Origin of the sequence: Morganella morganii (assembly GCF_019242955.1) — a bacterium.
Classification (GTDB): Bacteria; Pseudomonadota; Gammaproteobacteria; order Enterobacterales; family Enterobacteriaceae; genus Morganella; species Morganella sibonii.
This window is the reverse complement of record NZ_CP066129.1, coordinates 1,588,108-1,605,547: the sequence shown is the minus strand read 5'-3', so window position 1 is coordinate 1,605,547 and position 17,440 is coordinate 1,588,108. Positions and strand designations below refer to the sequence as shown.

The following is a 17,440-nucleotide window of genomic DNA, read 5'->3' as shown; positions in this document are numbered from 1 at the left end:
ATTGAATATGTTTCACCGACGTGACCATTTAAACGTGCGTTGTATGTTGTGTTCTGTTTTGCTGAACATCTGCCGGGTTTGTAAGGAATGCTTATTATGGAAGTATCAAACTATTCACCGCTACTGAGCTATTACGCGTACATTAAAAAATTTATTGCGTCTCCGGCAACCATGGGAACCATTACCCCCTCATCACGCTGGCTGTGTCGTGCAATGGTCCGCCACGTCGACTGGAACGGTGTTCAGCATTTTGCTGAACTGGGTGCCGGTACCGGGGTTATCACCCGTCAGATTCTGGATCAGATGAATCCGCAGGCAAAACTGGATGCCTACGAGATTGATCCGTATTTTGTCAGTCTGCTGAATAAATTTCAGGACAGCCGTCTGGGGATTTTTTCGGACTCGGCGGAAAAACTGAACCACCCGTATAATGTGATTTTTTCCGGCCTGCCGTTCCTGTCTATTGACCGCCGGGTCGGGCTGCGTATTCTGAAAGCAGTACGTGACAATCTTGAAATCAGTAACGGACAGTTTATTCTGTTTCAGTACACCACCAAGTTTGAGAAATACCTGCACCGCTATTTCCATTTCCGCAAAGAGCGTGTGATGTTTAACGTTCCGCCGGCGTGGGTGTATATCTGTACCCCTAAAAGACGTCATACCAATAACTGATCATACGCAGGTGTCCCTCCATACCGGGACACCTGCCATCTCAATACCTCTGATTTACAGGTTATTATGTTAACTGTCATTCCTGCAAAACCGGCTTATTTTCCGCGCCTTGTGGCTATCTGGGAATCATCCGTCCGCGCCACACATGATTTTTTAGGTGAGGCTGATATTGAAAAGCTGCGTCCGCTGCTGCTGAATACCTATCTGCCGAACCTGAATGTGGTGATGGCTCAGGATGAAAACGGAGAGATTCACGGCTTCCTCGGCACAGACGGAAACCGGATTGAGATGCTGTTTGCGGATGCGGCAATTCGCGGCAAAGGCACCGGTAAATTCCTGCTGAATTATGCAATTGAGCAGTTACAGGCCGATGAGCTGGATGTGAATGAACAAAACCCGCAGGGCGCCGGTTTTTACCGCCATATGGGCTTTATACAGACAGGCCGTTCTGAACTGGATGGTGAGGGAAACCCGTTCCCGCTGCTGCACATGAAATATACCGGCAAAACAGCGGGATGATGTCTCAGCCGAAGACACCGGTTGAGAGATAACGGTCACCGCGATCGCAAATAACAACCACAATCACCGCTCCCGGTTTTTCTTTCGCAATCCTCAGCGCACCGGCCACCGCCCCGCCGGAGCTGACCCCGCAGAAAATACCTTCCTGCTGTGCAAGCTGACGCATGGTGTTCTCCGCGTCCTGCTGGGTGATATCCAGAATATCATCCACCAGCTGCGGCTGAAAAATACCCGGCAGATACCCCGGTGACCAGCGCCGTATCCCCGGAATCTGGCTGTTTTCCGCCGGTTGCAGACCGGTGATATTCACCTGCGGCGCGACCTCTTTCAGGTAACGCGCCACCCCGGTGATGGTGCCGGTGGTGCCCATCGCGGAAACAAAATGTGTGATACGGCCACCGGTCTGCTGCCAGATCTCCGGACCGGTTGTCCGGTAGTGGGCCAGCGGATTATCGGGGTTATTAAACTGATCGAGCACATAGCCCTCCCCGTCCGCTGCCATCTGCCGCGCCAGATCCCGTGCACCTTCCATGCCCTGCGCCCGGCTGACCAGCACCAGTTCCGCACCGTACGCCTTCATGGCGGCCTGACGTTCGGCACTCATATTTTCCGGCATCAGCAGTTTTAATTTGTATCCGCGTATGGCGGAAATCATCGCCAGTGCAATACCGGTATTGCCGCTGGTGGCTTCAATCAGCGTGTCGCCGGGACGAATTTCCCCGCGCTGTTCAGCGCCTTCAATCATACTTTTCGCCGCACGATCTTTTACCGAGCCGCCGGGGTTATTGCCTTCCGGTTTGATCCAGATTTCCGCACCGTACTCTTCCCCCAGCCGGGCAAGCCGGAAAAGCGGGGTATTACCGATACCATTACTGATAGATGCCACGTTATTCAGCCTCCTGAGCCGTAAACTGAAACCATACCGCCGCAGCAAGGCAATATGCAACCGGATTTATTCTCATGTTCATGCGCACTGCGCCTGCGGCAGCAGTGCCAGTTCGTGTTCACCGCGGAACAGCCGCAGCTCTCTGATAGTCAGCCAGACAGAATCACCGGCAGCAGCGCGGGTGTCCGGCGGTAATATCACCGTCACTTCATCTTCTGCGGCTTCCGTGGTCACCACCGCAGTACGGTAGTGACCGTGTGAACGGAGCGTCACTATCCGTGCGGCAACCGCATCTGCTGAAAACGTATGTTTCAGTGTCAGCGACCACGGGCGCACAAATACGGCCACCGGCCCGGAACCGGCCGTCAGCGCGGTAACCGGCTGATGCACACCGCCGACCCGTACCACACCGTCAGTACCGATATCACCGCGGAAAATATTTATCTGACCAAGAAATTCCGTCACAAAACGGTTACTATCATCATTGCCGAGGCTTTCCGGTGCCGCGACCTGCTCTATATGCCCGCTGCGCATTACCACGATACGATCGGCCACTTCCAGTGCTTCTTCCTGATCGTGTGTCACAAACACAGCGGTGAATCCCAGCGACTGATGCAGCTGACGCAGCCAGCGGCGCAGTTCGGTTCTCACCCCGGCATCCAGTGCACCGAACGGCTCATCCAGCAGCAGGATACGCGGCTCCGCCGCCAGCGCTCTGGCCAGTGCCACCCGCTGCTGCTGCCCTCCGGAAAGCTGCGCCGGATACCGATCCGCCAGGTGCGGCATCTGAATTTTTTCCAGCAGTGACATCACTTTATCGCGGATCTGCGTTTTTGACGGCCGTGTTTTACGCGGCAGAACGGTCAGCCCGAACGCGATATTGTCAAACACCGTCATATGCCGGAACAACGCATAGTGCTGGAATACAAACCCGGCACGGCGCTCACCGGCGGCCATCCCGGAGACTTCCTCACCGCTGATATACAGTTCACCGGCGGTGTGAGGCGTCAGTCCGGCAATAATGCGCAGCAGTGTGGTTTTTCCGGAGCCGGACGGCCCCAGTAACGCCACCATTTCACCGTCCGCCACCGACAGCGAGATATCCTGCAATACCGGCTCTGCGCCGAAATGATGTGTCAGATGACGGATCTCAATGCTCATATTTCCTCCGGTATCCCTGATATGCCATCACGCCGTGACGAATGCATAAGGTCACAACAGCCATCAGCGCCAGCAGCCCGGATGCGGTAAACGCCGCCACCGTCTGATAATCCTGATGCAATAATTCCACCTGCAGCGGCAAAGTGAACGTTTCCCCGCGAATCGCCCCGGAAACCACCGAGACCGCACCAAACTCCCCGATAGCACGGGCATTGGTCAGTATCACACCGTAAAACAACGGCCAGCGGATATTCGGCAGCGTCACCCGCCACCAAATCTGCCACGCACGGGCTCCCAGCAGCACAGCAGCCTCTTCCTCCTGCGCGCCCTGACTGAGCATCACCGGCACCAGTTCTCTGACCACATAGGGACAGGTCACAAAAATAGTCACCAGCACAATCCCCGGCAGCGCAAACATGATTTGGGTATCCAGCGAGCTTTCCAGAAAACCGCCAAGCCAGCTGTTCGAGCCGTACAGCAGCAGGTAAAGCAGCCCGGCAATCACCGGCGATACCGCAAACGGCAGATCCGCCAGTGTCAGCAGTAACTGACGGCCGGGAAAACGGAACCGTGTCACCAGCCACGCCAGCAGTGTGCCGAAAATCAGATTCACCGGTACGGTGATCAGCGCCACAATCAGCGTCAGCCAGATAGCATGCAGCATATCCGCCTCCGCCAGCGCCCGGACCACACCACCGATACCGTCAGATAACGCGGTGACAAAAATCCATATCAGCGGAACAATCAGGATCACAAACGTCAGCAGCAGACCGGCGCCAATCAGCAGCCATTTCTGCCACGGGAAACGCCTGCGGCGCAATGAATCAGCCATGTGACCTGCCTGTGCGCAACCCGGCGCGGCTCTGGATGATATTCACCGCCAGCAGCAGCACCAGTGATGTCATCAGCACCACAGAGGCAATAGCTGCTGCTGCCGGATATTCAAATTCCTGCAAACGGACAAAAATCAGGAACGATACCACTTCCGTCTGCCACGCCAGATTACCGGCGATAAAAATCACCGCGCCGAACTCACCGAGACTGCGGGTAAACGATAAAACGGTGCCCGCCAGGGCGGCAGGCGCAATTTCCGGCCAGATCACACGGCAGAATATCTGAAAACGCGAAGCACCCAGCGTTTCTGCCGCTTCCTCATATTCCGGTTTCAGGGTTTCCAGCACCGGCTGTACCGTGCGGACAACAAACGGAATACTGGTAAACATCATCGCGACAGCAATACCAATCCAGGTATTCACCACCGTGATATTAAATGAGTCAAAAAAACGGCCGTACCAGCCGTTGGGGGCAAACAGTGTGGCGAGTGTCAGCCCCGCTACCGCGGTGGGCAGTGCAAAGGGCAGATCCATCAGGCCGTCGAGAATACGGCGGCCGGGAAAGCGGTAGCGGGTCAGAATCCAGGCCATCAGCACACCAAAAACAGCATTGAACAGACTGGCGGCCAGCGCAGCGAGCAGCGTGACTTTATAGGCGGCAACCACCTGCGGACCGGTGATCACCTGCCAGTACTGCGCCCAGCTCATCTGTGACAGCTGTAATACCAGCGCGGTGAGGGGCAGCAGCAGGATCAGCCCGCTGTAAAGCAGGGTAAACCCGAGGGATAGGCCGAATCCCGGCAATACCCGCCTTACCATATCAGCGTCCCTGAGCCATCAGAGTGTCAAATTCACCGCCTGAATTAAAACGACTTTTCATCACTTCAGACCATGAACCAAACTGATCTTCCACTTTAAACAGCGTGACCGGCGGAAATTGTCCTTTGGTCGCCGCCATTACATCCGGGTCGGTAACACGGTAATTAAACTGAGTCATTTTTGCCTGCGCAGCCGGGCTGTACAGGAAAGTCAGATACGCATCAGCAACGGCCTGAGTGCCATTTTTTTCCGTGTTTTTATCCACCCGCGCCACCGGAAATTCCGCCAGAATATTCGATGCCGGAACGATAACATCGTAATCATCAGCGCCATATTCATTGCGGATATTATTCACTTCTGATTCAAAACTGATCAGCACATCTCCCAGCCCGCGGTCGATAAATGACGTGGTGGCTCCGCGGCCGCCGGTATCAAATACCGCGACATTACTGAGGAATTTTTTCATCTGCTCCTGCGTTTTAGCACTGTTTTTACCGTTTTTCTGCTGCCAGAAACCCTCCGCAGCCAGGTAAGTATAGCGGCCGTTACCGGAGGTTTTCGGATTCGGGAAGACGATTTTCACATCATCACGCAGCAGGGAATCCCAGTCTTTTATCTGTTTCGGGTTTCCTTTGCGTACCAGAAAAGCCATGGTGGAATAATACGGAGAACTGTTATTCGGCAGACGGGCCTGCCAGTCAGCCGCCAGCAGGTTTCCTTTATCATGCAGAATCTGCACATCTGTTACCTGGTTATAAGTGACCACATCTGCCCGCAGTCCCTGTAATATCGCCAGGGCCTGTTTTGAGGAGCCGCCGTGCGACTGGCGGATAGTCAGCGGATCATCCGGGTGTTCCGCATTCCACTGTTTTTCAAACAACGGGTTAATGTCCGTGAACAACTCACGGGCAATATCATAGGAGCTGTTCAGCAGCTGAGCAGCACCGGCGGCGCCACTCCATACCGCAGAGAGGAGCAGCAGACCGGCAGGTAATACAGCGTTGGCAGACAGTTTCACGGCGGAGAACCTCATTATGATGATGCGTTTCAGGGAACTCCGGTCAGTGTGCATATATCAGTAAAGTGATACAAGCCATTTACTTATACCATTATGGAATTATATATAGTGATTATTTCCTTCCGGATATTATGCATCGATATGTTTCTTTTCTTCCTGCTTTGCTGATGCTTTTTCATTATGCTGATTGTGATCACAACTGCCGTGTGAACCGTGTCCTCTGTGCATAAAGAAGTGCATCAGCGGGCAAATCAGTAACATCAGCAGAAACCAGTTTTCTCTGAAAAATTCGTACATGGGGAACCTCCTGTGTGGTTGATACCTGCAGGATAGGGGGTGCCCTCAGGGGAAGGTACAGCGGAATAGTGTCATTTAGCCTTTGTTTTTGTAAGGATAAAGACAGGTGTGAAAATGTGCAGCACCACGGAGCAGGTACAACGGTGATAACGGGCAAAGGAAACGAAAAGCATGCGCGCCATGGATGGCGCGCCTGAGCTTACAGGGATGTATTCACAGCGACTTTTCGTTTTTGCCCGTTATCAGCCGGTTCCGGACTTAAAGTGACATCCGCTTACAGCGCGCTCAGCTGTTCCAGCGACGGCGCATAATAGTAAGCACCTGTTTTCGGTTTACTGAAACGCAGCAGATCATCAAATTTGCCGTCAGTTTCACCGAACATACTCAGCAGTTGCTGCTCAATATTGTGCAGGCGACCACAGTACGCGATAAAGAACAGTCCGTGCTCACCACTGGCAGTACCGTACGGCAGGCTCTGGCGCAGAATGGAAAGTTCTTCGCCCTCCTCCTCAATGACCACACGCGACACATGAGACGTTACATTACGCACATTCTCATCCAGCTCGGTACTGTCCGCTTTGGTGCGGCCAATCATCTTTTCCTGCTGTTCTTCAGAAAAACGCGTCCATTTATTCAGGCTGTGCGCCCAGCGCTGTGTGAGGATATAACTGCCGCCCGCATCTTCTCCATCCGCGATCAGTGCCACATCCGGACGCTCTTCCCCTTCCGGGTTTTCAGTACCGTCAATGAAACCGCTCAGGTCGCGCTCTTCTGTCCAGCGGAAACCGTGTGTTTCACCCTGAATATCAACCGCACCGGCAAATGCCGCCACCGCCGCCTGTGCCAGCGAGAAGTTGATATCATGACGCTGAGAATGAATGTGGATCAGTAAATCATACTGAGTGGCCGGTGCCAGACCGCGCCCCAGTTCACGGAAGTTTTTCAGTTCCGGCGCACTGCTCTCACTGCCCAGCTGACGCCACAGATCATGACCGAATGCCACTGTCGCACTCAGCTGATCAGAGGCAAATTGTGCCTGTAATTTTTTCAGTGCCGCCAGGAAAATCTGACAACCGCGCCGGATTGCCGGTAAATCATCTTTCGTGTTTGCTTCAATAAAAATACCGAAACGGCAGTGTTCCGGCAGAATACCGCTTTGTGCTTGTGACATATTGCTCCCTTTGCATCGTCAGTCTGATCAGGAAATGGCCTTATCATAAATCACTGACACGGAATTACATTGCTATTCCGCAAGTTCATCTGTCATTGCGGGTTATTTATTTGCCCAGACGATATAACTGACTGTCCAGTTTTTCAGAATATCATCTGACGGCATCAGTGTTTCAGGACCAAACCAGATTCCGCGGAAAACATAGGAAATACGCGGGGTCTGTGGTGAACGACAGATAACCTGTGCAACATTGTCAAATTCAGATGTCAGCGTACAGGCACCGGCAGCTGCCTGCGGATAGATATCAGAAAACCGTGTTCCGGTTCCGGTATCCCACTCAGTGCGGATATCCGCATCATTGACGACAATACGCTGCACAGTTCCGTTTTCCGGCCCGGACAGCCGGATAACGGTTTTATCATCCTTCCGGCCCTCAAAAATCTTAACGATCTCACCCTGCTCTGTCTGCATACCACCGCGCAGCGTGTATTTGTCGTCCAGACCCTGACTGATTGCACTTTCTGTCATGGCGGTCTGATTATTCACATCACCGACCCCCTGTGCCGTCATCGTCATTGCACTGCTGCTGAACCAGCTTACCGGCGATAATGATGACCATGAAAACGAACTGCACCCGTTCAGCATCAGTACGGTACCGGCCACGGCGGCCAGTTTAATTGCCTGATAACACTTCATTCATTGCTCCTTTCATTCGGTTCAGATATCAGACTCCGGAATTGACAAAACATTCATTCTGAATTATTACATCAAATAACTTTAATGAAATAAGTATATTTACGAATTCAGTAAATTAACGTTTCCGATAAGATATGTCCCGGCATATCACCGACATTCTCATTTACCGGCGTCGTAAGCTATGGCTGAAATGACATTCACATCATCGTCTTTTTACCTGTTTTCAGCAGTTGTTCTGACAGGTATATCAGGGTTTCAGCCTGCTGCTGCTTTGCCGTCATTTTCCGCGTATGAATATCATCAGAGTACTGTCAAATGTGAAACGCCGCAGCGTTTTGTCATCAAACAACTGCCCTATCTGCAGGATAACAGCCGTGTGATCCTGGAAGGTAATATTCAGTCTCAGATTTCAGCGGAACACTATCTGCTGGGGGATTACAGCGGTATTGTCGAAGTAAAAATCCCGGCAGATTTGTGGGGAAAAAAGATTATCACGACTAACGATATTATCCGTATTGAAGGCGGAATGGAAAAAGACCGCCATGAGATTGTGGTGACTGCCGATGCGCTCAGTGTGGTGAATCCGGGCAGTTAATATTCCGGATCGGTGAGCAGGCGTTTCGTGTAGGTCAGGCTGTCCTGCTGACATTCGTCGTAAGCCAGTTTGTCAAACATACTCAGCGTGGCGGTATTGTCATCCGGGATCACCAGCAGCAGTTGCGGACATCCCCGCGCCAGCAGCTTTTTCTCCAGTCTCACCACCATGGCGTTTGCAATTCCCCGCCCCTGAAACTCCGGATGCACGGCCAGGTAATAGGCATAACCCCGGTATCCGTCATAGCCGCCCAGCAGCGTACCCACCACTTCACCGTTGACCTCTGCCACCAGAAACAGTGCCGGATCATGTGCCATTTTCCGCTCGATCACGGTTTCCGGGTCATCCGGAGGGGTGACCAGATCACAGCGTTCCCAGAGCGCAACAACCTCTTCAAAATCACCTTGCTGAAATGTGCGAATGTCCATACCGTTACCTGTCTGCCGGTTGTCTGCCCGTGTCCGTGACGGAACGGGTGTGATATCTTATAAAAACAAAATGATATACTAAAGTTTATCCGCAGCTCAATGGTCGTGATGTAATGAATATCCCTGATAGTGACAGTGTTAAAGATTTTTTCCTTCAATTGCAGGACTCCCTTTGCGGACAACTGGCCGCCAGTGACGGCGGTGCGGCGTTTACTGAAGATAAATGGCAGCGGGAGTCCGGCGGCGGCGGACGCAGCCGGGTACTGAAATCCGGCGCACTGTTTGAGCAGGCCGGTGTCAATTTTTCACACGTCAGCGGGGATAATCTGCCGCCATCTGCCACCGCACACCGGCCGGAACTGGCCGGGTGTCACTATCAGGCCATGGGTGTCTCTCTGGTGCTGCATCCGCATAATCCGTATGTGCCAGCCGCGCACGCTAATGTCCGCTTTTTTATGGCTGAAAAAGCCGGATGTGAGCCGGTCTGGTGGTTCGGTGGCGGTTTTGATCTGACACCTTTTTATCCGTTTGCCGAAGATGCCGTACACTGGCATACCGTGGCGCGGGATATCTGCCGGCCACTGGGTGAGGATGCCTGGCCGCGTTATAAAAAATGGTGCGATGACTATTTTTATCTGAAACACCGTAATGAAGCCCGTGGTATCGGCGGTCTGTTCTTTGATGACCTGAATAAACCCGGTTTTGAGGAATGCTTTGCCTTTACTCAGGCTGTCGGCAACGGCTTTACCCGCGCTTATCTGCCCATCGCGGAGAAACGCCGTTCCGTCCCTTATGGTGAGCGCGAGCGGCAGTTCCAGCTCTACCGGCGCGGCCGCTACGTTGAGTTCAATCTGGTGTGGGATCGCGGAACCCTGTTCGGCTTACAGAGCGGCGGCCGGACAGAATCTATCCTGATGTCAATGCCGCCGCTGGTGCGCTGGGAATATGATTACCAGCCGCAGGCCGGTTCCCCTGAAGCCGCGCTGGACGATTTCCTGATCCCGCGGGACTGGGTCTGATATCAATTCACAGTGTGCTGACTGAAAAGCAGGCTGATAGTCTGCTGCGGTAAGTATTTTCCCCGTAAAAATAGCGGTTCCAACCAGAGGAGAACCGCTTATGTCAGCACACGCCCCGCGCTATTCATTTTTACCGCCCTGGATTCTGAAGAAACGGCTGCTTCATGAAGAAAATAATGAAGAAGCGCTGTTATGCTATCAGCATATACACCAGCTTTTAGGTTACAACCACCAGCCCGGCACAGACACCACGCCGTGCAATTATGCCTCTCTGACAGAAACCGGATGCCATTTACCGGTACACCGCCGTGTTATGCATCTGAAAAACCTGACTACCGTTCCTGCGCTGTATTACCGGGAAGACAGAAAAGCAAAAAACACACAGCACTATCCGGCCGTTCTCAGTGATACGGACACGGACAATATGTTTGAATACCTTAATATTATTTACGGTTTTTTCGACGATGTTTTTGATTACAAATCGTTCAATGACAGCAATGCCACTATCTCTGCCATGACACATTACGGGCGCGGCTATTGCAATGCGTTCTGGAACGGTGCTCACCTCGTTTTTGGTGCCGGTGATGCCCCGCTGAGTGAATCCCCGCTGTTCCTGAGTTTTGCTCAGCTGGATATCGCCACACACGAGTTTTCCCATGCCGTCATTGACCACCTTTCTCCGCTGACTTACAGCCATCAGTCCGGTGCCCTGAATGAATCCGTCTGTGATGTGTTTACCATCATGCTGGGCCATTATCACCGCCGCCACGCGAGCCACCAAGGGGACTGGCATATCGGCAGAACATTATTTAATAAACAGAGCGGCATAAAAGCATTACGTTCACTATCTTCACCGGGAAATGCCTATAACCATCCGGTGATTGGTAAGGATAAACAAGTGGCACATATGCGCGATTATGTTGAGCTGCCGGATGACCCGGAAAATGATAACGGCGGAGTGCATTGCTACTCCGGTATCCCGAATCATGCATTTTATCATTTCGCTTCCGCTCTCGGCGGGTACAGCTGGGAAGTGGCAGGCCAAATCTGGTTTGATACCCTGCGCAGAGGTAATCTGCCGCCGGAGTGTGATTTCCGGACTTTTGCCCGCGAGACCATGACCGTCGCCGGCGATAATTATGATGAGGAAGTTGCAGCGGTACTGATGAGTGCCTGGCACGCCGTCGGGCTGGAGCCGTGATAATATTCAGATATAAAAAACCCGCATTAAAATGCGGGTTTTCTTTGTTAACGCCCTTTCTTAATATGAGACATCAGGCGTTTACGTTTACGCAACTGAGTCGCTGTCAGGACGTTTTTCTTATCCGCAAACGGGTTTTCACCCTCTTTAAACTGGATACGGATAGGCGTACCCATCACTTTCAGTGACTGACGGAAATAGTTCATCAGGTAGCGTTTATAGCCATCCGGTAAATCCGATACCTGGTTACCGTGGATAACAATAATCGGCGGGTTATAACCCCCTGCATGCGCATATTTCAGTTTGACACGGCGACCGCGCACCAGTGGCGGCTGATGATCGTCGGCTGCCATTTTCATAATGCGGGTGACCAGTGCGGTACTGACACGACGGGTCGCGCAGTCATACGCTTCCTGCACAGAATCAAACAGATTACCGACGCCACTGCCGTGCAGCGCAGAGATAAAGTGGATACGGGCAAAATCAACAAAGCCGAGGCGCAGTTCCAGCATATCTTTGACATGATCACGGTCGTCTGCGGTCATACCATCCCATTTATTGATGGCGATAACCAGAGAGCGCCCGGCATTAAGAATAAAGCCCAGCAGTGACAGATCCTGGTCTGAGATTCCCTCACGGGCATCAATAACCAGCAGCACCACGTTAGCATCCTCAATGGCCTGCAATGTCTTGATGACCGAGAATTTTTCAACCGTTTCAGTGACTTTCCCGCGCTTACGCACACCCGCTGTATCGATAATGATATATTCGCGTCCGTCACGTTCCATCGGGATATAGATACTGTCGCGGGTCGTACCCGGCATATCGTAAACCACCACGCGCTCTTCGCCGAGGATACGGTTGGTCAGTGTGGATTTCCCGACATTCGGACGCCCGACAATCGCCATTTTAATCGGCTGATCAATCGGGTTGAAATCATCTTCCTCTTCACCGTCTTCCGTTTCTGCGGCCTGAGCCAGCGCTTCCTGCTCTTCCCAGTAAGCGGCGTTAGCTTCTTCTTCGGTTAACTCGCGATCATCATCCTCACTTTCCGGCTCGCCGTAGAACGGCACCAGAGCACGGGTGATCAGCTGACTCACGCCGCGTCCGTGTGATGCCGCGATAGGCACCACTTCGCCCAGACCCAGGCTATAGAACTCGCCCAGCGCCAGATCCTGATCGATACCATCGATTTTGTTCGCCACCACAAACGTGGTTTTGTTATCGCGGCTGCGCAGATGTTTGGCGATACCGCTGTCCGCAGGCATCAGACCGGAACGGGCATCCACCATAAACAGCACGATATCGGCTTCTTCAATCGCCAGCAGTGACTGTGCGGCCATGTGGGTTTCAACACCCTCTTCCGTACCGTCAATACCCCCGGTATCGATAATAATAAATTCCTGTCCCTCAACCTCTGCACGACCGTACTTACGATCCCGCGTCAGGCCGGGGAAATCAGCAACCAACGCATCGCGCGTACGCGTTAAGCGGTTGAATAATGTGGACTTCCCGACATTGGGACGCCCGACCAGAGCAACGACAGGTATCATGCTTTTACTGCCTCATAACACTGAAAAAATCCCCTGCACCATACAGGAGATTAAAGACGAAACGGCCCCTGTCATTCAGGAGCCGTCAATGAAACCACTCCGCAGTCAGTTACCCTGCCGGAGTGATGCCGGAAACAGCGGTTTACTGTCAGCGGCGGAGTAAATACAGGCGTCCGTCACGGGCCTGTACCATCAGTTTATCACCGGCAACTGACGGACGGCTGAGAATACCTGAACTGCTCAGTTTATTCTGTGCCACGAACTGCCCGTTGGACGTATCCAGCCAGTGGAGATAACCTTCACCATCACCCACCACCAGGTACCCGTTAAAGAGTTCCGGTGCGGAAAGATTACGGTGCAGTAATTTATCCTGTGACCACATAGTGACGCCATCAGCAGCCCGCAGGCCATAGACGTTATCATTCTGATCAACGACATAGAGCGATTCGCCATCCAGCACCAGTTCATTCACTGAGCCGAAATCACGTTTCCACAGGATCTGCCCGCTGCGCATATCCATCGCCACCAGATTACCGTTATAAGCGATAGCATAAACACGGCCGTCAGCAACAACCGGCGTCATATCCACGTCATTCAGACGGCTGATTTCGGTGGTCCCGGTAGCCTGCGAAATACGCTGCTGCCAGATAAGCTGCCCCTGACCCAGCATAACCGCACTGACACGGCCGTTATCACCGCCGACAAACGCGGCGCCCATTGCCACGGCAGGTGCGGATTCACCACGGACCGACAGGCTCGGGGTATCCAGGTTCAGGCTCCAGCGCTGTTCGCCGGTAGCGGTATCGAATGCCTGCAGCAGACCATTACCGGTATGCACCAGCACCAGTCCCTCACTGACTTCCGGACGGGACAGCACTTCGCCGCCGGCGTTTGCCGTCCAGGCTATTTCACCGTCATTTGCGTTCAGGGCGATCAGCGTACCGCGTTCAGTACCCACATAAAGGTGTTCACCGGAAACGGTCAGACCGCCGGATAACATCGCCGGGATACTGGCAGATAAGAAACCGGTTTTTTCTGCCAGGTTCACTGACCAGATTTCAACGCCGGAATCAGCATCCAGCGCTTTGACCAGGCCATTGCGATCTGCGGCATAGATACTGCTGCCTTCCCATGCAGGGGAAAGGTGAGAATAGTATTTACCGATACCGTCACCGACGGATTTATCCCACACCGTTTCCGGTGTGAACTGGTTTGTCACTTCCGGCAGTGGTGACATCACGATAGTATCCTGTTCACTTGAACAGCCGGCCAGCAGCACAGAAGCGACTAATCCCACCAGCAGTGTTTTACGCAGTTGCATTATCGATAGTCCCCTCACCCGGCTAAGTTATCGAGTTTGAATGTCATAACGGATTTGATAGTCCCGGCGCCTTCACTCTGAATACCGGCGGTATAGGCTTCCTGCGCGCCTTTTACATCCCCTTTCTGTAACAGGGCGTCACCGCGGATATCCTGTGCGTAAGCCGCCCAGCCTTTCCCTTTTACTGCCGCAACGGTTGCCAGCGCGGCATCCGGTTTTTTCTGTCCCAGTTGTACGCGGGCCAGACGTGCATTAATCAGATCTTTCAAATCTTCATTATCGGTTTTTGTCAGCGCCTGACTCAGGGCATTTTCCGCCGCAGGGAGGTCGTTGCTGTCAACCGCTTTCATCGCCAGATCAAGACCGGCGATGGCACCATAGTTATTGTTGGCATCCTTCGCAAAGGCCTGCAGACGGGCAGCCTGCTCCTCCGGAGAGCCTTTTGCCGCGATCGCCGTTTCATAGGCAATAGCCGCGTCCTGTAATTTGCTAACCTGGTGAGACTGATAATAGTTCCAGCCGGCGATACCGCCGATACCGATGATCAATCCTGCTGCAATTGCTTTGCCGTTTTCAACAAAGAAATTCTTCAGCGCTGATACCTGTTCATTGTCTGTGGTATAGACTTCCACACGTCTCTCCTTAACCTAAAAGTTCGCTCAGACGAGCGGAAAGCCCGCTCTGTGCCAGCGTCTGCTGCTCACCGGTGGCCAGTTCTTTGACAGTGACTGTCCCGTTGGCAATTTCATCCTCACCTAAAATCAGGGCGATACGCGCACCATTTTTATCCGCACGGCTCAGCTGTCTTTTAAAGTTGCCGCCGCCGTAGTTGGTCATGATACGCACATCCGGCAGGCTGTCGCGGATCTGTTCCGCCAGCATCATCGCTGCCACCTGGCTGCCTTCACCGAAAGACGCCAGATAAATATCGGTCACCGCTGTTTCGCTCACAAAATCAGGATTCACAGCCTGCACCAGCAGTACCATGCGCTCCAGACCCATCGCAAAACCAACCGCCGGGGTATTATGACCGCCGAGCTGCTCTACCAGCCCGTCGTAACGGCCGCCCGCGCAGACAGTCCCCTGCGAGCCCAGTGCGGTGGTTACCCACTCAAACACGGTACGGTTGTAGTAATCCAGACCACGGACCAGACGCTGATTGATGCGGTACTGAATACCGGCAGCATCCAGAATCGCGCACAGGCCGTCAAAGTGAGTTTTGGATTCTTCATCAAGATAATCAAACAGTGCCGGTGCATCGTTCAGGAGCTCCTGAACAACTTTGTCTTTGGAATCCAGCACACGCAGCGGGTTGGTGTACATCCGGCGTTTGCAGTCTTCATCCAGCTTGTCTTTGTGCTGTTCCAGGAACGCGACCAGCGCTTCGCGGTAGTTTGCACGCGCCTGCAATGAACCGATTGAATTCAGTTCCAGGGTGACATGCTCCGCAATGCCCAGTTCACGCCACCAGCGGGCGGTCATCATAATCAGCTCGGCGTCAATATCCGGGCCGCTCAGGCCGAAAATTTCCGCACCCAGCTGATGGAACTGACGATAACGGCCTTTCTGCGGACGCTCATGGCGGAACATCGGCCCGATATACCAGAGACGCTGTTCCTGATTATACAGCAGACCCTTTTCAATCCCGGCACGAACACAGCCCGCTGTTCCTTCCGGCCGCAGTGTTAAACTCACATTTTCTTCGCGGTCCTGAAAAGAGTACATTTCCTTTTCAACAACATCAGTCACTTCACCGATGGCGCGCTGAAACAGGGGGGTATGCTCGACGATCGGCGTACGGATTTCACTGATCCCGTAGCTTGTCAGAATGCGTTTAAGCGTGTTTTCAATACGCTGCCATACCGCAGTATCAGCAGGCAGATAATCATTCATACCACGAACAGATTGGATTTTTGTCGCCACGTTAATTCTCTTAACTCAATGAAATATGTTTCCGATTATAAAAGCGACCCTGTGCGGGCGCAATATCGGGAGGCGGATATATCGTCTTAAAACCGTATCTCTGCCAAAACAGACAAAACCGGCTCATCAGTCATGAGCCGGTCCGCGATTACTCTTTATCAACCAGACTGATATCAATCCGGTTGTTTTTATCCAGCATAGCCGCCTTGGCACGGATTTTCGCTTCCAGCTGATCAATCATATCCGTGTTATCCAGACGCTCTTTCTGACGGACGCCGTCTTCGTAGAATCCGCTGCGGGTTTTCGCACCGGTCACGCCCAGCGTGGAGACTTCCGCCTCGCCCGGGCCGTTGACCACACAACCGATAATCGATACATCCATCGGTGTGATGATATCTTCCAGACGCTGTTCCAGGGCATTCACCGTGCCAATCACGTCGAACTCCTGACGGGAGCAGGTCGGACAGGCGATAAAGTTGATGCCGCGTGAGCGGATACGCAGGGATTTCAGGATATCAAACCCGACTTTCACCTCTTCCACCGGATCGGCCGCCAGCGAGATACGCAGAGTATCACCGATACCCTCCGACAGCAGCATACCTAATCCGATCGCGGATTTCACCGAACCGGCACGTGCACCGCCCGCTTCGGTAATCCCCAGGTGCAGCGGCTGATCAATCTTCTTCGCGAGCAGACGGTATGCACCGACCGCCAGGAAAACGTCAGACGCTTTTACACTGACCTTGAATTGATCAAAGTTCAGACGATCGAGAATATCCACATGACGCATGGCAGATTCGAGCAGCGCTTCCGGTGTCGGTTCGCCGTATTTCTCCTGGATATCTTTTTCCAGTGAGCCGCCGTTCACCCCGATACGGATAGGAATATTATAGTGACGCGCGCAATCCACCACCTGACGGATGCGATCCTCACTGCCGATATTGCCCGGGTTGATACGCAGACAATCCACACCGTATTCCGCCACTTTCAGCGCGATACGGTAGTCAAAGTGAATATCTGCCACCAGCGGTACTGATACCTGTTGTTTAATCAGTTTAAAGGCTTCCGCCGCATCCATCGTCGGTACTGACACGCGGACAATGTCCACGCCGACGCGCTCAAGGGATTTTATTTGTCTGACGGTCGCCTCAACATCCGTTGTCCGGGTGTTTGTCATTGATTGCACTGCGATAGGTGCACCATCACCGACCGGCACATTCCCCACATAAATACGGGTGGATTTGCGTCTTTTTATCGGGGATTCATTATGCATATGTCTTTCTCCGGAACATCCTTGTGCCCTTAATCATTGCTGTGTTTATTATGTA

The 17,440-nt window shown here is 53.0% G+C and carries 19 protein-coding genes; 5 read left to right on the top strand and 14 right to left on the bottom strand.

What is annotated here, in order from left to right; translation table 11 throughout:
• The first annotated feature begins 96 nt into the window (after nt 1-96).
• Nucleotides 97-672 (top strand): class I SAM-dependent methyltransferase, encoded by a 576-nt coding sequence (locus tag JC793_RS07255; protein WP_166707465.1) that lies wholly within the window; start codon nt 97-99, stop codon nt 670-672.
• A gap of 66 nt (nt 673-738) precedes the next feature.
• The gene (locus JC793_RS07250; protein WP_218427978.1) at nt 739-1,191 is read left to right on the top strand and encodes a GNAT family N-acetyltransferase; all 453 of its coding nucleotides are present in this window, start codon (nt 739-741) and stop codon (nt 1,189-1,191) included.
• A gap of 4 nt (nt 1,192-1,195) precedes the next feature.
• Here JC793_RS07250 and cysM read toward each other — a convergent pair whose 3' ends face one another.
• The 8 genes from cysM to JC793_RS07210 all read right to left on the bottom strand — a co-directional run bounded on the left by cysM (nt 1,196) and on the right by JC793_RS07210 (nt 8,072).
• Entirely contained in the window at nt 1,196-2,077 is an 882-nt protein-coding gene (cysM, locus tag JC793_RS07245) for a cysteine synthase CysM (RefSeq protein ID WP_218427967.1), read from the bottom strand.
• 78 nt (nt 2,078-2,155) lie between these two features.
• Nucleotides 2,156-3,238, bottom strand: a complete 1,083-nt coding sequence (locus JC793_RS07240) for an ATP-binding cassette domain-containing protein (RefSeq protein WP_218427965.1) — start codon at nt 3,236-3,238, stop codon at nt 2,156-2,158.
• Entirely contained in the window at nt 3,228-4,070 is an 843-nt protein-coding gene (gene cysW / locus JC793_RS07235) for a sulfate/thiosulfate ABC transporter permease CysW (protein ID WP_166707461.1), read from the bottom strand. The genes JC793_RS07240 and cysW overlap by 11 nt, the downstream gene beginning before the upstream one ends.
• On the bottom strand, nt 4,063-4,890 hold the full coding sequence (gene cysT, locus JC793_RS07230) for a sulfate/thiosulfate ABC transporter permease CysT (RefSeq protein WP_218427963.1): 828 nt from the start codon (nt 4,888-4,890) through the stop codon (nt 4,063-4,065). Before cysT ends, cysW begins: the two co-directional genes overlap by 8 nt.
• Nucleotide 4,891: 1 nt before the next feature.
• The gene (cysP, locus tag JC793_RS07225; RefSeq protein WP_046892484.1) at nt 4,892-5,923 is read right to left on the bottom strand and encodes a thiosulfate ABC transporter substrate-binding protein CysP; all 1,032 of its coding nucleotides are present in this window, start codon (nt 5,921-5,923) and stop codon (nt 4,892-4,894) included.
• Between the two features lie 114 nt (nt 5,924-6,037).
• Nucleotides 6,038-6,205 (bottom strand): DUF2933 domain-containing protein, encoded by a 168-nt coding sequence (locus JC793_RS07220; protein ID WP_166707459.1) that lies wholly within the window; start codon nt 6,203-6,205, stop codon nt 6,038-6,040.
• 274 nt (nt 6,206-6,479) lie between these two features.
• Nucleotides 6,480-7,376, bottom strand: coding sequence for a Dyp-type peroxidase (locus JC793_RS07215; protein ID WP_218427961.1), 897 nt, complete (start codon nt 7,374-7,376; stop codon nt 6,480-6,482).
• A 102-nt stretch (nt 7,377-7,478) separates the two neighbouring features.
• A complete protein-coding gene (locus JC793_RS07210) occupies nt 7,479-8,072 on the bottom strand; it encodes an RpoE-regulated lipoprotein (RefSeq protein WP_218427959.1) in 594 nt (197 codons plus the stop codon).
• Nucleotides 8,073-8,253: 181 nt separating this feature from the next.
• Here JC793_RS07210 and JC793_RS07205 point away from each other — a divergent pair, with 181 nt between their 5' ends.
• Nucleotides 8,254-8,667, top strand: a complete 414-nt coding sequence (locus JC793_RS07205) for a YgiW/YdeI family stress tolerance OB fold protein (RefSeq protein ID WP_166707456.1) — start codon at nt 8,254-8,256, stop codon at nt 8,665-8,667.
• Here JC793_RS07205 and JC793_RS07200 read toward each other — a convergent pair.
• Nucleotides 8,664-9,095: a GNAT family acetyltransferase gene (locus JC793_RS07200; protein ID WP_127376424.1), complete on the bottom strand. Its 432-nt coding sequence runs from the start codon at nt 9,093-9,095 to the stop codon at nt 8,664-8,666. The genes JC793_RS07205 and JC793_RS07200 overlap by 4 nt on opposite strands.
• A gap of 113 nt (nt 9,096-9,208) precedes the next feature.
• On the opposite strand from JC793_RS07200, the gene hemF reads away from it, so the two are divergent.
• Both hemF and JC793_RS07190 read left to right on the top strand, forming a co-directional pair.
• Complete coding sequence (hemF, locus tag JC793_RS07195; protein ID WP_166707455.1) at nt 9,209-10,114, top strand: oxygen-dependent coproporphyrinogen oxidase; 906 nt, start codon at nt 9,209-9,211, stop codon at nt 10,112-10,114.
• Between the two features lie 100 nt (nt 10,115-10,214).
• Entirely contained in the window at nt 10,215-11,315 is a 1,101-nt protein-coding gene (locus tag JC793_RS07190; RefSeq protein ID WP_218427957.1) for a M4 family metallopeptidase, read from the top strand.
• Nucleotides 11,316-11,362: 47 nt separating this feature from the next.
• Here JC793_RS07190 and der read toward each other — a convergent pair whose 3' ends face one another.
• The 5 genes from der to ispG form a co-directional block, all read right to left on the bottom strand.
• Entirely contained in the window at nt 11,363-12,868 is a 1,506-nt protein-coding gene (gene der, locus JC793_RS07185) for a ribosome biogenesis GTPase Der (protein WP_112550682.1), read from the bottom strand.
• 148 nt (nt 12,869-13,016) lie between these two features.
• The gene (gene bamB, locus JC793_RS07180; protein ID WP_046892493.1) at nt 13,017-14,189 is read right to left on the bottom strand and encodes an outer membrane protein assembly factor BamB; all 1,173 of its coding nucleotides are present in this window, start codon (nt 14,187-14,189) and stop codon (nt 13,017-13,019) included.
• 14 nt (nt 14,190-14,203) lie between these two features.
• Entirely contained in the window at nt 14,204-14,821 is a 618-nt protein-coding gene (locus JC793_RS07175; RefSeq protein WP_052927319.1) for a YfgM family protein, read from the bottom strand.
• Nucleotides 14,822-14,831: 10 nt separating this feature from the next.
• Nucleotides 14,832-16,112: a histidine--tRNA ligase gene (hisS, locus tag JC793_RS07170; protein WP_046892495.1), complete on the bottom strand. Its 1,281-nt coding sequence runs from the start codon at nt 16,110-16,112 to the stop codon at nt 14,832-14,834.
• Between the two features lie 148 nt (nt 16,113-16,260).
• Nucleotides 16,261-17,385 (bottom strand): flavodoxin-dependent (E)-4-hydroxy-3-methylbut-2-enyl-diphosphate synthase, encoded by a 1,125-nt coding sequence (ispG, locus tag JC793_RS07165; protein ID WP_046892496.1) that lies wholly within the window; start codon nt 17,383-17,385, stop codon nt 16,261-16,263.
• Nucleotides 17,386-17,440: the final 55 nt, after the last annotated feature.

Excerpts from the sequence above, each read along its gene's own strand:
- JC793_RS07190 (WP_218427957.1), top strand. The coding sequence starts at position 10,215 with ATGTCAGCACACGCCCCGCGCTATTCATTTTTACCGCCCTGGATTCTG.
- hemF (WP_166707455.1), top strand. The coding sequence starts at position 9,209 with ATGAATATCCCTGATAGTGACAGTGTTAAAGATTTTTTCCTTCAATTG.
- ispG (WP_046892496.1), bottom strand. The coding sequence starts at position 17,385 with ATGCATAATGAATCCCCGATAAAAAGACGCAAATCCACCCGTATTTAT.
- JC793_RS07200 (WP_127376424.1), bottom strand. The coding sequence starts at position 9,095 with ATGGACATTCGCACATTTCAGCAAGGTGATTTTGAAGAGGTTGTTGCG.
- JC793_RS07215 (WP_218427961.1), bottom strand. The coding sequence starts at position 7,376 with ATGTCACAAGCACAAAGCGGTATTCTGCCGGAACACTGCCGTTTCGGT.
- JC793_RS07220 (WP_166707459.1), bottom strand. The coding sequence starts at position 6,205 with ATGTACGAATTTTTCAGAGAAAACTGGTTTCTGCTGATGTTACTGATT.
- cysP (WP_046892484.1), bottom strand. The coding sequence starts at position 5,923 with ATGAGGTTCTCCGCCGTGAAACTGTCTGCCAACGCTGTATTACCTGCC.
- JC793_RS07240 (WP_218427965.1), bottom strand. The coding sequence starts at position 3,238 with ATGAGCATTGAGATCCGTCATCTGACACATCATTTCGGCGCAGAGCCG.
- JC793_RS07210 (WP_218427959.1), bottom strand. The coding sequence starts at position 8,072 with ATGAAGTGTTATCAGGCAATTAAACTGGCCGCCGTGGCCGGTACCGTA.
- JC793_RS07205 (WP_166707456.1), top strand. The coding sequence starts at position 8,254 with ATGGCTGAAATGACATTCACATCATCGTCTTTTTACCTGTTTTCAGCA.
- JC793_RS07250 (WP_218427978.1), top strand. The coding sequence starts at position 739 with ATGTTAACTGTCATTCCTGCAAAACCGGCTTATTTTCCGCGCCTTGTG.
- der (WP_112550682.1), bottom strand. The coding sequence starts at position 12,868 with ATGATACCTGTCGTTGCTCTGGTCGGGCGTCCCAATGTCGGGAAGTCC.
- cysT (WP_218427963.1), bottom strand. The coding sequence starts at position 4,890 with ATGGTAAGGCGGGTATTGCCGGGATTCGGCCTATCCCTCGGGTTTACC.
- bamB (WP_046892493.1), bottom strand. The coding sequence starts at position 14,189 with ATGCAACTGCGTAAAACACTGCTGGTGGGATTAGTCGCTTCTGTGCTG.
- JC793_RS07255 (WP_166707465.1), top strand. The coding sequence starts at position 97 with ATGGAAGTATCAAACTATTCACCGCTACTGAGCTATTACGCGTACATT.
- cysW (WP_166707461.1), bottom strand. The coding sequence starts at position 4,070 with ATGGCTGATTCATTGCGCCGCAGGCGTTTCCCGTGGCAGAAATGGCTG.